The organism is Metabacillus sp. 84, from assembly GCF_050107715.1.
Classification (GTDB): domain Bacteria; phylum Bacillota; class Bacilli; order Bacillales; family Bacillaceae; genus Metabacillus_B.
In genome coordinates, this window is sequence record NZ_JBNILN010000001.1 from 847,116 (window position 1) to 867,308 (window position 20,193).

Genomic DNA, 20,193 nt, shown 5'->3' on the forward strand with positions numbered 1-20,193 from the left:
GCTTTTATAATCAGAGGGAATATCTTAAATATCACAGATTTTACGAAATATCTACCGTTGCCAATATCTAAGACTTAAGGAGCAGTCTCTTAAGTATGGGCTGCACCTTTCTCACTAACAGTTTATTAATTGTATTTACTACACAAAAGGAAGTGCTTCTTCATGTCTAGTACTTGGATGCAGCAATCCACGATTATGGAAGGTAGAGCTCAAATCTGCATAGTGAGTTGTGATTGGCAGCCTAGTCTTTAGCATGGAATGGATATGCATATAGGATAGCTTGTATACATCAGACATAATTTGATCGAAGTCAAGCTGATTTGTTTTCTGAACTACTTTAACAACTCTAGCCATCCCTACAAATTCTTTAGGAGAGGTAGAGCACAGATACCCCATTTTGTCTTTCTTGTAATACATGCTTTGTTCTGTTATCCATTTACCATTATCATAAGTAGCCATCCGACGATTCACATTTTTTAAAACTTCAACATAATCGAATGCAATTCCCATTCTCGAAAGCTTTTCTGCAATAAAAACTAAATCTTCCCGGCAAAAGCCGTCTCGATGAAACGTAATATGCATCGGCGTTTCACCATACCGCTCCTTATAGGAGTGAATAGTATCGTATAGAATCTCTTCTATAGTTCCCATACTTATTCTTTCCCCTGCCTCATTAGTTGATAAAGATTTCTGCTTTATCATTGTACCGTCCTTACCAATAATCTGTATGATTCCTGACGCATGTTTACCGTCTTCGTGACTAACATCTAAACCGATGAAGCAATCAGAATTAAGATTTTCACCCAGCACCCATGGCTGCAAGCCTGATTTTACGTATATTCCTAAGAGAATATTGTAAATAGTATAAAGCGATTTAGACCTATCCAAAAGGGCATTAGAAAACGATACGAATTGAGTGACAATATCCTGTTTTCCGCCAAATTCTCTTTTAACTATTTTGTATGCATGATTTATTGTCTGTTCAGAAGCAATGACAACTACGGTTCCATTAAAATATTTGGCTATGGACTTTAATTTATATCCTAAGTCAGCAGAGCTTAAAAAATTCTGTTCTAGCTGACCACGGAGTTCTCGTGGTTTTCCTGAAACAATTAGATTTACACCCATTTTTGAAGATTCCTGTGTCAATAGCTTGATAAAATCTCCCACATTAGCCCTCATGTTTTCGTTTTTCTGCAATAGCGGATCAACAAAGAAACTGACATGGGCTTCTTTCCCCTTATAAATACCGCCTTTTCGTAATCCTTCATTAAGTTTGCTGGTCGTACACTCGTTACCGAACCTTAGCAAAGGTGCATTCGCATTCTTCACTTCATACCCTAAATTTACTGCCCTTACATTTTCTTTTGGGAAGTTTAGCATTGGCAACTTCTGTAGTATTTCATGGGTTTCTTTAAAAAGTTCCTGCATCTTTTCTGAGGGTTTCATTTTAATTGCTTTAGAAGCAATTTTACTTAAATGGGTAGGTAAAGAGTCAAACGAGCAGCTTAGTTTTAACAGATGAGGTAAATATGGAAATATCGCACCCGCTTTGTTCTTCACATGCACAATCATAGAAGCTGCATCAACACCAACAAGCTTTTTTGGTTCACCTTTTCGTCCATAGTAATTAATCACAGACTCTTTCAAGTAAGGACTTTCATCTCCAGCTTTGTAAGGTGCTATTTCTAGAAATTCATATTCATGTGTTTTTGGGTTGTTCACATCAACTACTGAAGTACCTTTTAAAATAAAAGATTCGTTAAGATTTAGCAGTTTTAAAAGATTATCTCGGTATTCAAAACGGTGGATATAATCAAATCCAACGAAAATTTCTCCATTTTCACCTACTTCTACATTAATTTGAATAGCTGGATAGATTAATAACTCCTCTGTGTTAATCGGTTTGGTCCTTTTTAATCGAAAAGCTCCTCGATCCATTACATGAGTTAATCGTGAACGCTGCTCTAATTCCTTTTTAACCAGTCTCTCTAATAATTTTCTTTCATAAGCTTTATCTAAGCAAATAGGGCGTGCTTCATATTTTATGTATTCATACTTGTCCCAAGAGTTTATCTCTGAAAATGATGCTAGATACTGTTCGAAGAAGACAATAGTTTGATAATTATTTCGTTTACTCAATTCATATGATATTTGTCCTCCCAGTGAGTATCTGTTTTCTTCGGTTGATAATGGAATAGTGTATAAATGAATAAGTAAAGAAGAAGCATTGTTGGAAGTTAGCCATTCAGAAAAATAATATTGATTCATTTTTATTCCCCTTTTTGATAATGATGGTTTTGAAAATACCAGTAGGCAAGATTTGTGCAACAAATACGTCTAGTTGTGTAGACGTCAAGTTGAATTTTACACTTTTTGCTCATTTCCTTTTTACACTTTTGCTGAAAAGATACTTTTCCGATTTTTCATTCGATGACTTTCTTCATCTTCTTGCCCATGAATGACTTCTACACGATGAAGTAATCGATCCAAAATGGCTGTTGTTATGCCTTGGTCCCCAATTAAATTCCCCCATTCATCCGGACTCTTATTGGAGGTTAGGACGATCGAACTTCGTTCGTATAAATGATTGATCAAATGAAAGAATAGGTTTGCTTCTCTATGATCCATTGCCATATACATCAAGTCATCGATAATGACCAAGTCTGCACTTCTGAGTCTCTTAAGCTGCACCTTTGACTTGTTTAAATATTCCTCTGTTTTTAAGAGCTGGATAAGCTCCCCCATCGTAACGAAGTACACATGAAATCCTCTTTGAACGGCTTCAAGTCCCAGTCCAACTGCGATAAAAGTTTTCCCAATGCCTGGCGGACCTAAAAGGATTAGATTGTACTGCTGCTCCAGCCAGTTCAATTCCCTAAGTTGGTTCAACTGACGGGCAGTCAACACATTTTGTCCTTCCAATTCGAATTCCTTTAACGATTTCACAAAGGGAAAGCGAGCCCATTTCATTCTTTTCTCTAGACTTTTGGCTTCTCGTTTGACCAATTCATACCGGGTAATGGACTCTAAAAACTCCAGGTAGGTCCATGATGCCTTTTCAGCTTCGCGGAGAAGCCTTGGCAGCTCCTCCGCAGTTTCTGCTAAACGTAACTGACGAAATTGATCCTGCAGTTCATTCACTGTTTTATTCATCATGCACGCCCTTCTAAAATAGAGGTGTAAGTATTTAGAGAGCGGGCAGAGGCCTTGATTCCGGAATGTCTAGTTGAGTGGGCCTCGTGAGAATTGATTTCATGCCCCGGGGCATGACTGGATAAATGATAGTGATGGGCCATGTCCCGGAAATCATTGCCGCTATACAGCCCTTCAGTCATACACTTGGTCATAACCGCATCTATACTGGCTGAATACTTTTGGATCACCTCATGAATGATGGAGAAGTGTTCCCGCCGATACCTAGGGTATCGTTTACTGATTTCATCAAGATAGACGCCTGCTTGCCTCTGATCGGTAAAATAGGAGATTAACCCCTGCTTTAATTCATTGATCCCTTTCGACCGATCACGTGTATGACTGCGATTTTGAATCAGCTTTCCTTTCTCTAAGCTGATTTCGTGCTCAGCCAGGATTTCCCCCTCGACCTGTTCTCGAATAATAAGTGTTTGAGGTTTTCCTGCTTTAACTTCAATGAAAACAAGGTTCTCAGAATGGGTTTGATAGGTTCCAAGCGGGACCGAATATCGATTTGACTTATAACGTATCGTGTTGTCCTTGCTAACACTTCTTGTTATACTCTGGGTATGGGTGCTTTCATAGGAAAGCAGTGAAGAGACTGGCTGTAAGTGTTGCTTTTCGAGGAGAAACACTTCTGCTGGTCTTTTTTTCGTTGTTTGATGAACCTGATGGTTCCCGGTCCGATGGAGCCATTGTAAGGCACGCTGATTCCAGTCCTCTATGTCGCTGAACACTCGGCTGTCCGCAAAATTGCCTTTTATGTACTTCACCACGTTTTCAATCATGCCCTTTGATTCCGGATCAGCGCGTCTGCATAGATGGACCTTAAACTTGCGTTCACTCACATACCGTTGAAATTCAGCGGTTAAAAGCAGCTGTCCCGCATTCTCGCTGACTGCAATCAAGTGATCCTGATCATAGACCATCTCCTCCGTACGTCCTCCATAAAATTGAAAGGCATGCTCATGGCACCGGATCGCATCTTTTGTGGTGAAAGGACGTGTCTGCCATTCCATATATTTTTGTCTGGAGTGCGCCATCACAAACGCAATGAAGTGCAGCTTGATCTCCTTGTTGTCACTCGTCCTTTGCTTTGTCTCTCCCCAATCAACCTGGAGTTGCTTACCCATTGGCTGCTCAGGAACGGCCTCATACTGGCGCACTTTCACTTTCTTTTCAATCTGATAGATCTCCCTAATTTCTTTTACATAAGAGCGTACCGTACTTCCTCCGACTGCCAGATCAGGATATCTCTCAAGCAGCCAATCATGAATTTGTGCGCCACTCAAATGAGGGTACTCTTCTAACCAGGCAAGAATCCAATCTTTGTATTCGTCTAATTTTTTCTTCCTCCCATGTGGCTGAACTGAATAGGCCCTTGCTTCTTCCAAAGTCATTTCTAGATATTTATAAACCGTTGGCCTAGATATCTTAAGCTCCTTGGCAATTTGTGCTACTTTAAATTTCCGTTTATGCAATTCCTGAATCTTTACATACAACACTAACTTATCCTCCAAAATCCTATCCTCCAGTAAAATAACGTCTCCAACTATTTTACTAGATTTTTAGGTTAATAAAGCAAAAGTGTAAAATCTAACTAAGCAAAAACTGTTAACTTTATTTTAGCGTTTACAGTTGTGCGTCCATTATTTTTCTATTTCAAGTATTAAAGTTAATAAATCACTTACTTGTTAGAAATAATTAATTCCAGCTACTAGTAAAATTATAACAAAAAATTCCACTCTGCAAGTAAAAGTGGAATTCCTTTAGTAAGTTCTATCCATGGAATAATCCATAACCTCACATACTTATGATACGGCTTACCTTCTTGTGTTGGAGGAAGTCGATCTCCTTATAACTTTTGTTAGGTAGAACACTCAAATGTACGAAGTGTCCATTGAGTACGCAAGAAGTATTCGAAAATAATCGATATTGGAACGAAAAACTGTGCGTATTTATAACTCCGAAGGTACCTCTATTTTAGCTCCAGTTTTCACAGCCCCCCTAAACAGGGGCAATGATCGGCATTATAATGATAACCAACAATTTCCAAAATAACGCTTGCCTTAAAGGTACTTTAAGGTTTAGGATGAGGAAGAACCAGTTGATACCGCCTTAAAATAACCCGGCCAATGGCATTCACAATAAAAGAAGATTCAGAGCAGCTTGGTTGCCCGGCTCATACGATTCGTTTTTACGAGAAGGAGGGATTGATACCCTACATTAAGAAAGATAAGAACGGGAATCGACTGTTCGAACAAGATAGCCTAGATGATCTGTTTCAGGGCGACAGGGATGAAGCTCTAGTTGCTGAAGGAGATGGTGGATCTTGCGCTCGATGGTGATTCTACGATTCCACAACGTAAAGCGATCTTGAACCAGTACAAGGAAGATTTATTTCGCCGTCAGAACGAATTGACCGAAGCGCTCGACGCCGTCAATAACAAGCTGTCGATATACGAAGACATCGAGAAAGGGAGCATCCCTTACGAGAGCCAGTTGTTAATCAAGATGGAGGAGTCAGAGTGACACCAAACCTAGAGTGAGGGATTAACAAATGCAGCAAAAAAAATTGGGCAATAGCAATATCCTCGTCTCTTCAATCGGACTGGGAATTATGGGAATGTCTCCAGGCATGTACGGGGAAACTAACGACTTACAGTCAATCAAAACGATCCATCGTGCTTTGGATATAGGCGTCACGATGTTCGATACCGCGGACGTGTACGGGAACGGGCATAACGAAAAGCTGCTCGGCCGTGCTCTTCAAGGTCGTCGCGAGCAAGCCATTATCGCCACCAAGTTCTCGTACACTCCAAATTTCGAGAGCATCAGTGGCCATCCTGACTACGTTAAGAAAGTAGTGGAGGATAGCCTTCGCCGTTTGAATACGGATTACATCGATATATACTACCAACACCGTGTCGATCCAGAAATCCAGATAGAGGAGACGGTCGGAGCGATGGCAGACTTGGTCAAAGCAGGCAAAGTTCGGGCGCTCGGCCTGTCTGAGGCTTCCGCTTCCACCATTCGCCGCGCTCATGACGTGTATCCGATCTCCGTGCTACAGAGTGAGTATTCGCTATGGAGCCGTGACATCGAAGAGGAGATACTCCCTACCGTAAGAGAGCTGGGGATTACCCATGTGGCCTACAGTCCACTGAGCAGAGGCTTTATATCCGGAGAGCTTCGCACTTTCGAGGATCTGGCCGACGACGATCTTCGAAGATGGATGCCGCGGTTCCAAGGAGACAACTTTCGGAAGAACATTGAGGTTGTCGACAAGATTAAGGAGATCGCGATGGAGAAGAACTGTACACCATCCCAACTGGCGATTGCCTGGACGATTGCCAACGGGGCGCTACCTATCCCGGGTACGAAGCGTATCAAGTACCTGGAGGAAAATGCGGCCGCGGCTAATATCCTTCTCATGAAGGAGGACCTTGAACGAATCGATCAGGTCAGCCCCAAGAATGCCGTTCACGGCACGCGTTATATGAAAGAACAGATGACACTGCTCGACGGCTAAACTATAATCAGAAGAAGCAATGGTCCACGGGCTCCGTGGACCATTTGCAATTGGATATTTTCTCTGGAAGTCTGCAGCCGTGAACGCTCGTTTTACAGATCAAATCAAAATCGCTCCAAGCTTTTGGACGAGCCTGAGAGAAATAGGATATGATCCATTCAATCCGTCATATCCGAAATCTTGACCTGATTCTTGGACTCCCGATATGAGATATGGCCATTTTTTTTCAGCGGTCCTATGTAAGCGATAGACATTAGCTTACCAGTAGTTATCTCTATCTTATCATGAACATATTTTTTATTTAGCATAGCTCTCTTTTCATGTAGCTTATGAAAAGGATGTATTCCAAGAGGGACTATATTCTTGAGTCATTTCCGTGAGAGTGTCTCATCAAAATTTTGTCTTTTCTTTGTTTTACCATCACTTGTGATAAGGTTCCCCCCGCACAATCCGAAACGCCCGATAAACCTGCTCGACCAAAATCAGTCTCATAAGCTGATGCGGAAATGTCATCTTCGAGAACGACAGTGTATCATTCGCCCGCTTCATCACCGCATCACTCAACCCAAGCGATCCCCCAATGACGAATGCCACCTTACTTTTCCCGTAAGTCGCGAGCCTGTCCAGATCAGCTGCCAGCTGCTCCGACGATTTCATTTTCCCTTGGATCGCCAGGGCAATGACATGAGTATCATCCGAAATCTTCGCCAAAATTCGTTCGCCTTCTTTGTCTTTGACGATTTTCATATCCTGCTCACTTAAATTTTCCGGTGCTTTTTCGTCGGCAAGCTCGATGATTTCCATTTTGGTGTAAGGGCCAAGCCTCTTCAGATATTCGTCGATTCCTTGCTTTAGGTATTTTTCTTTTAGTTTTCCTACGGTTACGATCGTTATATTCACAGGTTATCCCCACTTTAAAAACATGTTATTCACAAATGTTATCCACAGTTGTGTATTTCCCATCCACATTGTGTGGCGAATGTTTATTCTCCTACCATATATACAGCAGGGTTTTCGCATAATTCACAGGTTGTGGATAACCTGTTTGTTTCTTCAATTTTTATTATTTCCGGAGCTAGTTCGTGCTCGTCAACATACATATCAATTGCTGTTTCGACATGATCTGCGCATGCTTTCATGGTGTTCCCTCCTTATCCACAGGTGGATTCTTCTTTTATTTTACACGAAATGATCGATTTATCCACATCTTCCAAGTTGAAAAGACGGCAAATAAAAACCCCAAAGTGCTTATGCATTCCGGGGTTCCTGAGCTCACTCTATGTCAGGCTTATTGGAGGCGGGACAGGTAAGGACCACAGATGCGCAGCATCGAGGCCGCTCACCAGCCGCCTCCCTGAAAGGGAGTCCTGATCCGCCTCCAGACTTCTTTAGCTTCCCTGTGACTGGGATTCGCCCAGTCGCACGTCCACGGATTTCTTTTCTCCGGAGCGGTAGTAGGTGATTGATACGGTGTCACCCGGTTTGAGTTCGTACAGCACCTTCCGCAGCTGGATGATGTCTTTGATATCCTGGCCGTCCATTTTGGTGATGACGTCCATTTCCTTCAGTCCCGCTTTGCCGGCAGGGGAGAGGGGTTCGGCTTCAAAGACGACAACGCCGCGTGTAATGTCCTTCGGCAGCTTGAGCGTTTCCTGCTGGTGGTAGCTTGAGACTTCGTCAAGCGAGCGCATGCTTAAGCCGAGGTACGGTCTTCTGACCTCGCCGTATTTCTCCAAGTCTTCGATGACGGGCTTGGCGACATTGACCGGGATGGCGAGACCGATCCCTTCGACAGAGGATTCGGCGATTTTCATGGAATTGATGCCGATGACCTTGCCGTCGATGTTGATGAGGGCTCCGCCGCTGTTGCCCGGGTTGATGGCGGCATCCGTTTGCAGGACCTCGGAGTTCCAGTCGGGCTGGCCGTCTCCGTTTTCGTCAATTGGAATTGCGCGCTCCGTTCCGGAGATGATGCCCTGGGTGACGGAGCCGGCAAATTGCAGGCCGAGCGGATTGCCGATCGCGATCGAGGGCTCACCGGGCTTGACCTTGTCTGAGTTGCCGAAAGGGGCGACGTTTTTAATGTTTTCGCTGCTGACCTCAAGGACGGCGAGATCGGTCAGTCTGTCGCTGCCGAGGATCTTCGCCTGGACCCGTGTGCCGTCAGACAGGCTGATTTCCACCTGTGAGGCGCCTTCAATGACGTGGTGATTGGTGACGACGAAGGCGCTGTTGCCGGCTTTTTTATAAATGACGCCAGATCCGGTTCCCGCTTCGCCGCTGCCTCCATCCTCCTCCCAGAAGCCTGACTGCTGGATGTTGATGACGCCGACGACAGAGCTCGAGACCTTGCTGACGATGTTCGTGATGTCGGAGCTGACGTCAACGGAGACTTGCTTTTCCGGTCCTGCCGGTTCGGCTGCGCCGCCGTTTTCCGTATCCGGTTCAAACCGTCCGTTTACAAAATCATTGACCGCCGGTGCGCCGAAAAGGACGAGAAGCCCTCCGAGAACGGCTCCGGTTATGCCTGCTAAAAACCATCCGCCGCGGTTGCCTTTTTGCCTGCGTGGCGGCTCCTGATAATCCTGATCATAATACCCCACTGTTTCCAGCTCCTTCTTTTCGTATCCTGCTATTGCTTAGTATACTCAAGGAGGGGCGAAAAAATAATCGCTATACGGCCGTTAGCGGGGTGGGCTGTCTTGGATCGGTGTCATACAGGCTGATCTGTTCTCCTAACACAAAGCCCTTGCTCTCGAGTGTCTGCTGAACGGACATTCTGGCCAGGTCCTTCATGTTGTTGTCCTGGCTGAGGTGGGCAAGGTAAATGCGGGAGGTGTGGTCGCCGATTACGTCCGACATAGCGAGGGCTGCATCTTCATTGGACACGTGGCCGACGTCTGAGAGAATCCGGCGCTTGATGCTCCACGGATAGTGGCCCATCTGCAGCATGCTCACGTCATGGTTGCTTTCGAAGACGAAGGCATTCGCATCCTTGATCATGCCCTTCATGCGGTCGCTCACATAGCCGGTATCGGTGATGAGGGCAAGCTTCCGGCCGCCGTGGTGGAACACATAAAACATCGGCTCTGCTGCATCGTGGGAAACGCCGAAGGACTGGATGTCCAGCCCTCCGAAGGTTTTCACTGTGTCGGTTTCAAAGTGGTATTTCTGCTCGGACGGTACGTCGCCGATCAGCTTGTTCATCGCTTCCCACGTCTTGGCATTCGCGTAAACCGGCACCTTGTGCTTTCTTGCCGCGACGCCGAGCCCTTTAATATGGTCGCTGTGCTCGTGGGTGATAAAAATGCCGCTTAAGTCGTCCATGCTTTTGCCGATCTGGCCCATGAGCAGTCCGAGCTGCTTGTTGCTCAGTCCTGCGTCCACCAAAAAGGATTGGCCGTCCGCTTCTATATAAATCGCGTTCCCCGTACTCCCGCTCGCAAGTACGCTAAATTGCAAGCTCATATCTTTGTTCACTCCGTTTATTCTTGATTCGGTCTGACGATCTGCCCGTCAAACGCGTTGACAAAATAATCTTCCTTGTCGTTGATTTCAATGTACCAGTATGGCTGAAGCGATTGCTCGCTGAATTCCTGCTCGGTGTAATAGCCCAGATCGATTTTCGTGATGCTGCTCTTCGGCTTCAGATCGTTCTCGCTGTAAAGCTGGGAAACGGCTTTTGTGGCAGAAAGTGTGTCCTGCTGCTGCTCTTCGGCCGTTGCCTCGACATACGTTTGCTCATAGTTGATGATTTCGCTCTGATCGTTCAGATGCAGCTTAATGACGCCAATCGGCTGCTTCGTCAATTTCTGATAGAGGGTTTTGCCGTCCACCTGCTGAAGATAGGTGATCATACCCTTTTCCTCATCAAACGACCAGTATACATACTGATCTCCGAAAAGGAGCTTGGCGGAGACGAGCTCATCGGCTTTCTGAATGTCCTCTTTTTTCACTGGAATCGGGCTTTTCAGCTCCATCTGCAGCACAGGCTCCGGTTTTTTTTCGCTCAGGTCAAAGACCGGCTCCTGTTCTTTGAGCGCTGCAGCCTCTTCAGGCGTAAACAGGTGGCGCTTGACGGAAAGCAGGTCCACCTTTGAAACATCGGCGGGGAGAGGAGGATAGGTGATTTCCTCTGCCGACAGCTGGTCCTGGATGGATTCCACCTGAATGGAGTCGTATTCGCTCGTGACGACTTTTTGTGAATACTGCCAGGCGAGGAAGAGATCCAGAACTAGAAAAGCGAAAATAAAGATGGTTTTCGTTTTACTCCAATCCATCCTGGCTGCCTCCTCCGACAATGCTTGGGTCTTTAATAAGATGATACGTGCCGGACTTCGTCTCCGCATACCAGGCCGGGTTCACCACGACGTTCTGATCCTCTGAAAAACGGGACAGCTCATAAGCCGGAAAAACGCGCACGACGTTGCCGATGCTTAATTCGCCTGTGCTTTTCTTCAGCATATCCAGGACCTGCTGACCGTTCTCAATCGCTACTTTTTCTCCATTTGAAGGCGTTTTGAGACCGAACGTCGGATGCACGTAGCGGATGATGTCGTTTTTCCCCCAAAGCTGAACAATCTGGGTGTTTACAAACGGCGGCTCATAGCTCGCAAAGACCGGGAGCCCGTTTTGGACCATGCGAAGCGAGACTTCATTGTTGTCGTTATGGCTGAAAAAGACGTATTTGTCTGTCCAGCCTCCATGGGAATTCAAGTATTCTACGCTCTGCTCCATCGCCTTTGAGAGGTTCGGTGCCGAAGCGGCATTTCGTTTCACATTCGTATCGGTATAGGAGAAGCTCATCTGCCGCTGATCGGACTGGACGACCATCATTCGCGATCCATCCGTATAGATGCTTTTTGATATATCCGTGCCGCTTGTGACATAGGAAGGATTGTTGAACAGCGCTTCCTTGAACTCCTCCCCGGTGTACCGTTCTGTAGAATACGAATACCGGTAATACACCGGCTTTTCTTGCGGCAGCATCAGGATCGTATCCTTATTGGCCCTCGCGTCAAAATAGCGCGGATACTCGTTTTGCGGATCGCTGAAGTACTTGCCCGCAAGCTGGAAGATGACGTCATGCTTCACTTTTACTTCCATCACCGTGTTTTTATTTGTGGAGATGAAGTACACCTTAGCGGTTTTCACTCCGGTTATCGGCATGATGACACGGTCAAAGGAATGTCCATCCGCTTCCTTGCTGTTCCAGTTCAAAATTGACTGGAACGTTTTAGCAGGGACTGCCTGGCTGAATACGAGCTCAATTTTCTTCTGGCCGTCCAGTCCATGGATGAACGCCAGGAGCTTTTCCCGGTCATAGGCTTTCGAGATGTTCTTCGTTTCCCCTAAATTCCAGTCCGCCATCGATGTCCAGATCGGGTCAATCCGGGAATCGGCCCCGTAATGGTTCTTCCCTTCATGGTAAAACACTTGCTGCGGTTTGACCACTTCGCTGATTTCCCGTTTTTCGTTTGTCAGCGGCTGGTTCTCAAGGTATCTCATGTTTTCAATCGGGTCCAGTGTGGGCTGGAACGTCCAGATGCTCCACGTGAAAAAGAGACTGACTATGATTAAAAAGGCTAGCACAAGGGTTTTTACTGTTTCCCGCTTCATTCCCAATCATCCTCTTGATCCGGATTGTACGGGAGTGTGAAAAACACGGTCGTCCCCCGTCCTTCCTTACTTTCTGCCCAAATTTCTCCGGAGTGCGCCTGAACCATTTCCCGTGCGATCGCAAGCCCGAGGCCGGTACCGCCAAGCTTCCTTGTTCTCGCTTTGTCGACCCGGTAAAAGCGCTCGAAAATCTTTTTCACGCTGTCCTTTGGAATGCCGACGCCTTCGTCCTTCACGCTGATCAGAAGCTCCTCTTCCTCCACTTGGATTTCAAAGGTAATTGTTCCGCCTTCCGGAGAGTATTTCATCGCATTGGAGATAATGTTGTCCAATACCTGGGTGATTTTATCGGTGTCGATATCGACATAAAGATCCGTAGTTGGGATCCGCCGCTTAAATTTGATGTTTTTCGATTTTGTCATTTCAAAACGGTCGATGACTTTGTTCATAAAGACCGTAAAATTGATCCAGTCCGGCTTAATCCGGTAATCACGGCTGTCCATTTTCGAGAGCTGCAGGAGATCGTTGACCAGTCGGATCATCCGCTCTGTTTCAGTTTGGGTAACATTCAGAAACTGCGGGGCGATGTCCTTGTCTTCCCACGCTCCTTCTACTAATGCATCCAGGTAGCTCCGCATCGTCGTGAGCGGGGTGCGAAGCTCATGGGAGACGTTCGCCACGAATTCTCTGCGCTCTTCATCGATTTTTTCCTGCTCAGTCACGTCGTAAATAATCGCGATTAGCCCTTCGATAAAGCCGCCATGCTCCTTCACAATGACAGAAAAATTGATTCGCAGAATAAGAGGCTTGTCATCTGAGCTGAAATCAAGCAGAAGAGGCTCCTGCGATTCGATCAGCTGGTCAAATTGAACTTCTTCCTCGATATCAAGCAGGGACGTGATTTTCATAGAAAGGGCTGTTTCACGTGAAACGTTCAGCAGCTGGGCCGCCGGATCATTTACGAGAATGATTTCCCCTTTCCGGTTCGTCGCAATGACCCCGTCCGTCATGTTCGCGATGACAGATGCGAGCTTTTTGCGCTCTCCTTCTGTTTGGGAATGGGCTTCCTCCAGCTCCTCCGTCAGATGATTAAAGCTTAATGCAAGCTGGCCGATCTCATCGTTTCCATAAATCCGCACCTTGCGCAAAAAGTTGCCCTTTGCAAGCTCTAAAGCCTGCTTTCTCATATCCGACAGCGGCCTTGTAATCGTCCGTGCCAGAAAGATTCCGACGAAAGCTGTAAAGAACAAGGAGATGCCTGTGCCCGTTGCCAAAATGTTATTGATATTTCGCATTTGTGTGAAAATTTCTTCCATCGAGGCTTCTAGATAAACGACTCCGACCGTTTCCCCGGATTCATTTTTTATAGGGGTGGCGGAAACGCGGATCCGCTTTTGGGATTCCCGGTCGAACAGGATTTGCGGAGGATTATCATCGACGATAAGCGCCCGCTTGATCATGTTGTCAGTTACTTTTTTCCCGACGATGGAGAGGTTGGCTGTATCGGAGGTAGCAAGCACTCTCATGCTCGTATCGATGACACGGACCTCTTGAATGTCCCCTTGAGAATAATCGTTCAGTACGCCGTTAATGTCCTCCTCGAGCGAATCGGGATCTTCTTTCGGACGTTTTTTTGCAAATTCGATTCCGAGGCTGTAATTGAGCAGGTTGATCTGCTTGTTGATGGAGCTGTTAAAGTTTGCTGTCAGCGATTCTTCCAGCTGCTTGACAAAGTACACCCCGATAATTTGCATCGCCAAAACGATCAGCAACACAAAGATCAGGGCAAATTTAAAATGGATGGAGCGGAAAAACCCAATTTTATTCATTCCAGTTACTCCTGTTCAGGATTACGCAAATAATACCCCACGCCTCTTCTTGTTACGATCCAGTTCGGGTGGCTTGGGTTGTCTTCTATTTTTTCACGAAGGCGGCGCACAGTGACATCCACCGTCCGGACATCGCCGAAATAATCATAGCCCCACACCGTCTGCAGCAAATGCTCGCGCGTCATAACCTGGCCGATATGCTTCGCCAAATAATGAAGCAGCTCGAACTCGCGGTGGGTCAGCTCAATCGTTTCTCCGCGCTTTGCGACGACATACGCATCCGGGTGGATGACAAGGGAGCCGACGGAAATTTCATTCGTATCTCCTGCAGGCTCCTCCGCTGTACCGGCTGTCTGCTGCCTGCGGAGATTCGCTTTCACTCTCGCCAGAAGCTCGCGGGTGCTGAACGGTTTTGTGACATAATCATCCGCACCAAGCTCAAGGCCAAGCACCTTATCAATCTCCGAATCCTTCGCGGTCAGCATGATGATCGGCATGTCATATTTCTTCCGCACCTCGCGGCATACTTCCATTCCGTCCCTGCTCGGAAGCATGATATCAAGAAGGATCAAGTCCGGCTGAAACTCCTCCACCTGCTGGATCGCATCGTTGCCGTCATAGGCGCAGTGCACCTCGTAGCCTTCTTTCTTTAAATTAAACTCTAATATATCGGCAATCGGTTTTTCATCGTCTACGACTAGTATTCTTCTGCTATCCATTCATTATCGCCCCTTTTGGCCAAGGTTTCGCATATATATGAAGCGTTCATTTTTTATAGCTCTAAACAGACTAATTATACCGATAGTATGTCCTTTTTTCCACCATCTGAAGGGAATAAAAAAGAAGCTGACCTGATTTAATGCCTTTGTTTTCCATCCAGACACCTTTAGGTCAGCTTTCCCGTTATGGATTTACGTAATTCAGAGGATCTTCGAGATTGCCGTTTTTATAAACCTCGAAATGGAGATGCATGCCGGTTGAGCGGCCGGTGTTGCCCATGACCCCGATTTTGCTGCCCTTCTGAACCGTCTCCCCTTCGGAGATAGAGATCGAATCGAGGTGAGCATAAATGGTTTTCATCCCATTCTGGTGATCAATCTCAATTTTATTTCCGTACGCCCCGCTGTTTCCGGCAAAAACGATTTTTCCGTTGTCGGCCGCTTTAATGGTCCGGTCCTGCACACCGGCAATATCAATTCCTTTATGCTTTCTTCCCCAGCGTACACCCTGCTTGCTCGTTATCGTACCGCCGACGGCAGGCCAGCTTAGGGTGCCTTCGCCTTTGGAGATTTCTTTCGTTCCGACTTCAATCACCTTCGTTACTGGCTCTTTGCGCACTTCATCCTTGACCGTTTCCCTCGTGATTGTTTCCCCGTTCACCTTCGTGTAAACATATTCCAGGAGGGCTTCTCCACCCGTACCGGCCTGCGTCACTTTTTCCTCGCCTTTAGGGAGGTCCGGGTTGTCCTTCCGCTCCTCGCTGTAGGGAATGTCTTCGACTTTTGAGGACTCTTCCTTAACAGTCACTTCTGTAAACGGCTTGCGGACCTTCACCTTAAGCTTATCCTCCGGCTTAATCGAAGAGCGGGGGTCCATGCCGCCGTTAAGCTCCAGCAGCTCATCCGTTGAAAGCTTGAACTCCCGGGCAATGGTCTCGAGCGTATCGCCCTCTTTAACGTGATACTCAGACTCTTCCATTGTTCCTTTTTTCAAGGCTTCAAACCCTTCGTCTTTCTTTTGCACGATGTCCGGATCCACTTTTTGTTCTTTGATTTCAGGCTGAACGGAGTACGAAAGCTCCGTAATCCGGGATTCTCCTTCTTTTATCGGCTCAAATGGCTTCCCGGTCTTTTGATGCTCTTCATAAGCTGTAAGAAGATCCTCCGGAACCATCTCATGAAGATAATCCCTCAGCATTTCCTCCGCCTCTTCCTTTGAGGCAAACGAAGCAGCCGTCTGGTCCCCAAACGTGATGGAGTAAACCTTTGCAGCTACATCAAGCTCTGACACCAGCCTCTCTTTGGCAGCATCATTATCTGCAATCGGACGGAACATCTGCTCCGGCACAATGTCGATATCCTCAACCGTCAAATTCAGCTTTTTGCCGGCATACCGGCTTCCGTCACGCTCCACCACCTGCTCCCCGGCTTCCTTTAAAACGACTTGGTTATCAATGGTCCCAAGCTTTTCCCCATCTATGTATAAATGATAAACGGTCGAAATTTGATCCTCTGCTGACGCCGTCTGTGATCCGAGCATGAAAACCGAAGCCATCACCCCGCATGCAAGCGTATACTTATATTTCAATCTATATGATTCGTTCATTGTCAATTCCCCCTGAAAACGGTTCATCCAAACTGTCGCCAAAAAGGCACCCGTCAAAGATAGCACAGACCTCTCACGCCTCGCCCAATTTACTTCCAATTGTCATCGGATTGTAGTCATTTTGTTATAAAAAGGGGAACTGCTGTAACAATCCGGGAATTATTTAACAGGTTTGGTAAGAGCTCTTTTCCCGGGAAATGTGAACAAAGTAAAAAAGACACATTCCACCGGGAACATGTCTTTGGATGGCTTGGGACGGAATCGAACCGCCGACACATGGATTTTCAGTCCATTGCTCTACCGACTGAGCTACCAAGCCATTATAAAATTTTCGTCAGAGCCTATGGTTATCACTTGCACACTCTCGCTTATTGAAACCCTCTTACGTTTTAATTAATCTATGTATAAAGAACTAAAATGGCGGTCCGGACGGGACTCGAACCCGCGACCTCCTGCGTGACAGGCAGGCATTCTAACCAACTGAACTACCGGACCAGGAACGATGTAAAATGGTGACCCGTACGGGATTCGAACCCGTGTTACCGCCGTGAAAGGGCGGTGTCTTAACCGCTTGACCAACGGGCCAATCTTTAAAGATGAGCCATGAAGGACTCGAACCTTCGACCCTCTGATTAAAAGTCAGATGCTCTACCGACTGAGCTAATGGCTCCTTGTTTTACCTACACCCAGAGCATGTAAGACGCCCAAATCTCAGAAAGCTTATTCAAGCAGCAGCTCCATTTGGGCGCTGATGTTTTGCTTCGAAGATCACTCGATCGTGCTCTGCCGACTGAGCTAATGGCTCCTTGTTTTATCCTTAGCTGTCACCTTAAACTCTGTTGTGGAGCGTCTCAGCGACGTTTCTAATAATAGCATGTGATGCTAGAGAAAGACAATAGTTTTTTTACAAAAATGAAAGAATATTTTTGTAGTGTTTGTTTAAGCATGCAAAGTTCATTATGCTTTCTAATCAGACGGAAGTCTATCATTTTTTCCGGATTACGCATCCGGTGTATTCACCCGCCCCATCACAATCGTACTGTAACAACGCCCGTCAGAGAGAATTTTGTCGCACTCCAATACCCCTTCTACTTTAAATCCATGTTTTTCATAGAGCCTAATGGCTTTCTGATTGGTTTCCAGGACGTTCAGAGTCATTTTTTTCAGCCCTGCTGCATCTGCCCACGCGATGGATGCAGATAATAGCTTCCTGCCGATTCCAAAACCCCAGTATTCTTTTAAAATACCTATCCCGAACTCCGCCTTATGCGAAAAACGTTTAAGCGTGTTTCCCTCGCACCTTGAAAACCCGACAATTTGTCCGCGGGCTTCTGCGACCAGAAACAAGTTCACCGGGCTTACTGCATCCTTGTTGATGAGTTGTTCAAAACGATTTTGATCAATAAACGCCTCTCCGGGTTCCCGGTCTAAATTCTCGGTTTCCCCGTCGATCTGCAGACGCAGGCTGGACATTTCCGCGGCATCCTTTTCAGTTGCCTGACGGACTATATAGGTTAAACCCTTAACATGATATGTTTTCATTTAATGACCTCCTCCTCCATCATAACAAAAAGAGGAAGCCGTCCAGCTCCCTCTTTTTTTAAATTTATTTAATTCGCGCGGTATACACTCCGCAGCACATTCGTCTGTGAACGGTCTGGTCCGACAGAGAAGATGGAAAGCGGAATTCCTGTCAGCTGGGAGACGCGCTCAAGATAATGGCGGGCATTCTCAGGCAGGTCCTCAAGCGTTTTCGCACCGGTAATATCTTCTGTCCAGCCCGGAAGCTCTTCGTAAACCGGTTCGCATTCGGCCAGCTCTTTAAGGCTTGCCGGGAATTGCTCCATCACTTCGCCTCTGAAGCGGTAAGCTACGCAGATTTTGAGCGTTTCGATTCCAGTCAGCACGTCGATTGAGTTTAGCGACAGATCAGTAATTCCGCTGACACGGCGGGCATGGCGGACAACAACACTGTCAAACCAGCCGACGCGGCGCGGACGGCCGGTTGTCGTACCGTATTCGCGGCCGACCTCGCGAATTCTGTCTCCGGTCTCATTTGTTAATTCTGTAGGGAAAGGTCCATCTCCTACACGGGTTGTGTAGGCCTTTGAAACTCCGACCACATGATTGATTTTCGTCGGACCGACGCCAGAACCGATGGTTACTCCGCCCGCTACCGGGTTTGAAGACGTAACAAACGGATACGTCCCCTGATCAATATCAAGCATAACGCCCTGCGCCCCTTCAAAAAGAACGCGGCGGCCTTCGTCCAGTGCATCATTCAATACGACAGATGTATCGCAAACGTATTTTTTTATCTGCTGTCCATACTCAAAATATTCGTCAAGAATATCCTCTATTTTAAAGCCTTCGACCTCATACATTTTTTCAAACAGGCGGTTCTTCTCATCCAGGTTGCGGGCAAGCTTTTCTTCAAAGGACTCACGATCCAGAAGATCAGCGATGCGGATTCCGATTCTAGCCGCTTTATCCATGTAGGCAGGACCGATTCCCTTTTTCGTGGTTCCGATTTTATTCGCGCCTTTGCGGTCTTCTTCCACTGCATCCAATTTTAAATGATACGGAAGAATGACATGTGCACGATTGCTGATTCTCAGGTTGTCCGTGCTGACGCCCTTATCGTGAAGGTACGCAAGCTCCTGAACGATTGCCTTTGGATCCACAACCATTCCGTTTCCGATCACGCAAATTTTATCACTGTAAAAAATTCCGGATGGAATAAGGTGAAGCTTATACGTAACACCATCAAATTTAATCGTATGTCCTGCATTATTGCCGCCTTGATAACGCGCAATCACTTCTGCATTTTCAGAGAGAAAATCTGTAATTTTCCCTTTTCCTTCGTCTCCCCATTGGGTTCCCACTACTACTGCTGAAGACATATCCCTGCACCTCCGAATGCTGTTTAAACGTGCTTTTTTTCTAGTTTTTATATACTAAATCCATCCAATATTGTACCAATTCAGCGAGGCAAAGTCAATTGGTTTTCCGAACATTAGACGGAGTTTGGTAATGTTTTGTTCGTATATAGGCAGGTGGGAGTTTGCTCACAGAACAGTGCGCCTGGCCCGCTCTGCTTAAAGTGTGGGGGCAAACGCTGGCCAGCCAACACTTTAGGGAGCATCTCAGTTTTTGTCGAAAAGTCGATATCTTGTAATTTCGGCCGATAAACTGGAATATTGGTCGATATATCTGAATCTTGGTCGATATACTGAAATTTCGGTCGATATGCTGGATTTTGAGCGGATCTATTAAAATCTCGGATGATATCCGCTATCAAGGTACAGATTCCCACCCTCTGACTGCACACTCGCCTGAGAAAAAACCAAATTTTCGTGCAAACTATAGTCCTTACGGCAAGACTTTGCCATCTTAGGGCTCCATACAGTTATTCGGTTGGCGCGCCTGGCCCGCTCCCCTTTAAAGCATGTGGGGTCAGAGGAGCTTATAGCTGATCGATTGCTGCATAAGGCGTCACTGAGGACGGTGCCGGAGCTTTCATCCTTTAGCGAATGTGGGGTCAGGCGCGGTGCCTGGCCCGCTCCCCTTTAAAGCATGTGGGGTCAGAGAACCACCCTCGCCAACCCCAGACCGCTCTAAGGCTGCAGGCTTCGGTGCTGAAGCACCCTGTAAGCCGTATTCAAGCACCACAACCTAAGCCATTCTGAAACA

General features: G+C 46.4%; 17 protein-coding genes and 4 tRNA genes. 3 read left to right on the forward strand and 18 right to left on the reverse strand.

What is annotated here, in order from left to right:
• Positions 1–138: 138 nt before the first annotated feature.
• The 3 genes from ACQCV8_RS04155 to istA all read right to left on the reverse strand — a co-directional run bounded on the left by ACQCV8_RS04155 (position 139) and on the right by istA (position 4,700).
• Positions 139–2,271, reverse strand: coding sequence for a Piwi domain-containing protein (locus ACQCV8_RS04155; protein WP_426843279.1), 2,133 nt, complete (start codon positions 2,269–2,271; stop codon positions 139–141).
• A gap of 120 nt (positions 2,272–2,391) precedes the next feature.
• Complete coding sequence (gene istB, locus ACQCV8_RS04160; RefSeq protein ID WP_426843371.1) at positions 2,392–3,156, reverse strand: IS21-like element helper ATPase IstB; 765 nt, start codon at positions 3,154–3,156, stop codon at positions 2,392–2,394.
• Positions 3,156–4,700, reverse strand: coding sequence for an IS21 family transposase (gene istA / locus ACQCV8_RS04165; RefSeq protein WP_426843372.1), 1,545 nt, complete (start codon positions 4,698–4,700; stop codon positions 3,156–3,158). Before istA ends, istB begins: the two co-directional genes overlap by 1 nt.
• A 630-nt stretch (positions 4,701–5,330) precedes the next feature.
• On the opposite strand from istA, the gene ACQCV8_RS04170 reads away from it, so the two are divergent.
• The 3 genes from ACQCV8_RS04170 to ACQCV8_RS04180 are packed head-to-tail and all read left to right on the forward strand — an operon-like array spanning position 5,331 to position 6,727.
• Entirely contained in the window at positions 5,331–5,543 is a 213-nt protein-coding gene (locus ACQCV8_RS04170; protein ID WP_426843280.1) for a MerR family DNA-binding transcriptional regulator, read from the forward strand.
• Entirely contained in the window at positions 5,506–5,727 is a 222-nt protein-coding gene (locus ACQCV8_RS04175; RefSeq protein WP_426843281.1) for a hypothetical protein, read from the forward strand. Before ACQCV8_RS04170 ends, ACQCV8_RS04175 begins: the two co-directional genes overlap by 38 nt.
• A 28-nt stretch (positions 5,728–5,755) precedes the next feature.
• Positions 5,756–6,727 (forward strand): aldo/keto reductase, encoded by a 972-nt coding sequence (locus tag ACQCV8_RS04180; RefSeq protein WP_426843282.1) that lies wholly within the window; start codon positions 5,756–5,758, stop codon positions 6,725–6,727.
• 420 nt (positions 6,728–7,147) lie between these two features.
• On the opposite strand, the gene rlmH is transcribed toward ACQCV8_RS04180, so the two are convergent.
• From rlmH to ACQCV8_RS04255, 15 genes are all read right to left on the reverse strand, one after another.
• Complete coding sequence (rlmH, locus tag ACQCV8_RS04185) at positions 7,148–7,627, reverse strand: 23S rRNA (pseudouridine(1915)-N(3))-methyltransferase RlmH (RefSeq protein WP_426843283.1); 480 nt, start codon at positions 7,625–7,627, stop codon at positions 7,148–7,150.
• 83 nt (positions 7,628–7,710) lie between these two features.
• On the reverse strand, positions 7,711–7,866 hold the full coding sequence (locus ACQCV8_RS04190) for a CxxH/CxxC protein (protein ID WP_426843284.1): 156 nt from the start codon (positions 7,864–7,866) through the stop codon (positions 7,711–7,713).
• Between the two features lie 249 nt (positions 7,867–8,115).
• Positions 8,116–9,330 (reverse strand): S1C family serine protease, encoded by a 1,215-nt coding sequence (locus ACQCV8_RS04195; protein ID WP_426843285.1) that lies wholly within the window; start codon positions 9,328–9,330, stop codon positions 8,116–8,118.
• A gap of 70 nt (positions 9,331–9,400) precedes the next feature.
• Positions 9,401–10,195 carry an MBL fold metallo-hydrolase gene (locus ACQCV8_RS04200; protein ID WP_426843286.1) on the reverse strand — a complete coding sequence of 265 codons (795 nt, stop codon included), beginning with the start codon at positions 10,193–10,195 and terminating at the stop codon, positions 9,401–9,403.
• Positions 10,196–10,212: 17 nt separating this feature from the next.
• Positions 10,213–11,007 carry a two-component system regulatory protein YycI gene (locus ACQCV8_RS04205; RefSeq protein WP_426843287.1) on the reverse strand — a complete coding sequence of 265 codons (795 nt, stop codon included), beginning with the start codon at positions 11,005–11,007 and terminating at the stop codon, positions 10,213–10,215.
• Positions 10,994–12,346, reverse strand: a complete 1,353-nt coding sequence (locus ACQCV8_RS04210; RefSeq protein ID WP_426843288.1) for a YycH family regulatory protein — start codon at positions 12,344–12,346, stop codon at positions 10,994–10,996. The genes ACQCV8_RS04205 and ACQCV8_RS04210 overlap by 14 nt, the downstream gene beginning before the upstream one ends.
• A complete protein-coding gene (gene walK, locus ACQCV8_RS04215; RefSeq protein WP_426843289.1) occupies positions 12,343–14,175 on the reverse strand; it encodes a cell wall metabolism sensor histidine kinase WalK in 1,833 nt (610 codons plus the stop codon). Before walK ends, ACQCV8_RS04210 begins: the two co-directional genes overlap by 4 nt.
• A 5-nt stretch (positions 14,176–14,180) precedes the next feature.
• Positions 14,181–14,894 carry a response regulator YycF gene (gene yycF / locus ACQCV8_RS04220; RefSeq protein WP_426843291.1) on the reverse strand — a complete coding sequence of 238 codons (714 nt, stop codon included), beginning with the start codon at positions 14,892–14,894 and terminating at the stop codon, positions 14,181–14,183.
• Positions 14,895–15,078: 184 nt separating this feature from the next.
• Complete coding sequence (locus ACQCV8_RS04225; protein ID WP_426843292.1) at positions 15,079–16,500, reverse strand: peptidoglycan DD-metalloendopeptidase family protein; 1,422 nt, start codon at positions 16,498–16,500, stop codon at positions 15,079–15,081.
• Positions 16,501–16,746: 246 nt separating this feature from the next.
• Positions 16,747–16,819 (reverse strand) — tRNA-Phe (locus ACQCV8_RS04230).
• A gap of 99 nt (positions 16,820–16,918) precedes the next feature.
• Positions 16,919–16,995, reverse strand: a tRNA-Asp gene (locus ACQCV8_RS04235).
• Between the two features lie 15 nt (positions 16,996–17,010).
• A tRNA-Glu gene (locus ACQCV8_RS04240) sits at positions 17,011–17,085 on the reverse strand.
• Between the two features lie 12 nt (positions 17,086–17,097).
• A tRNA-Lys gene (locus ACQCV8_RS04245) sits at positions 17,098–17,170 on the reverse strand.
• A gap of 329 nt (positions 17,171–17,499) precedes the next feature.
• Entirely contained in the window at positions 17,500–18,042 is a 543-nt protein-coding gene (locus tag ACQCV8_RS04250; protein ID WP_426843293.1) for an N-acetyltransferase family protein, read from the reverse strand.
• A gap of 68 nt (positions 18,043–18,110) precedes the next feature.
• Positions 18,111–19,403, reverse strand: a complete 1,293-nt coding sequence (locus ACQCV8_RS04255; protein ID WP_426843294.1) for an adenylosuccinate synthase — start codon at positions 19,401–19,403, stop codon at positions 18,111–18,113.
• Positions 19,404–20,193 lie beyond the last annotated feature (790 nt).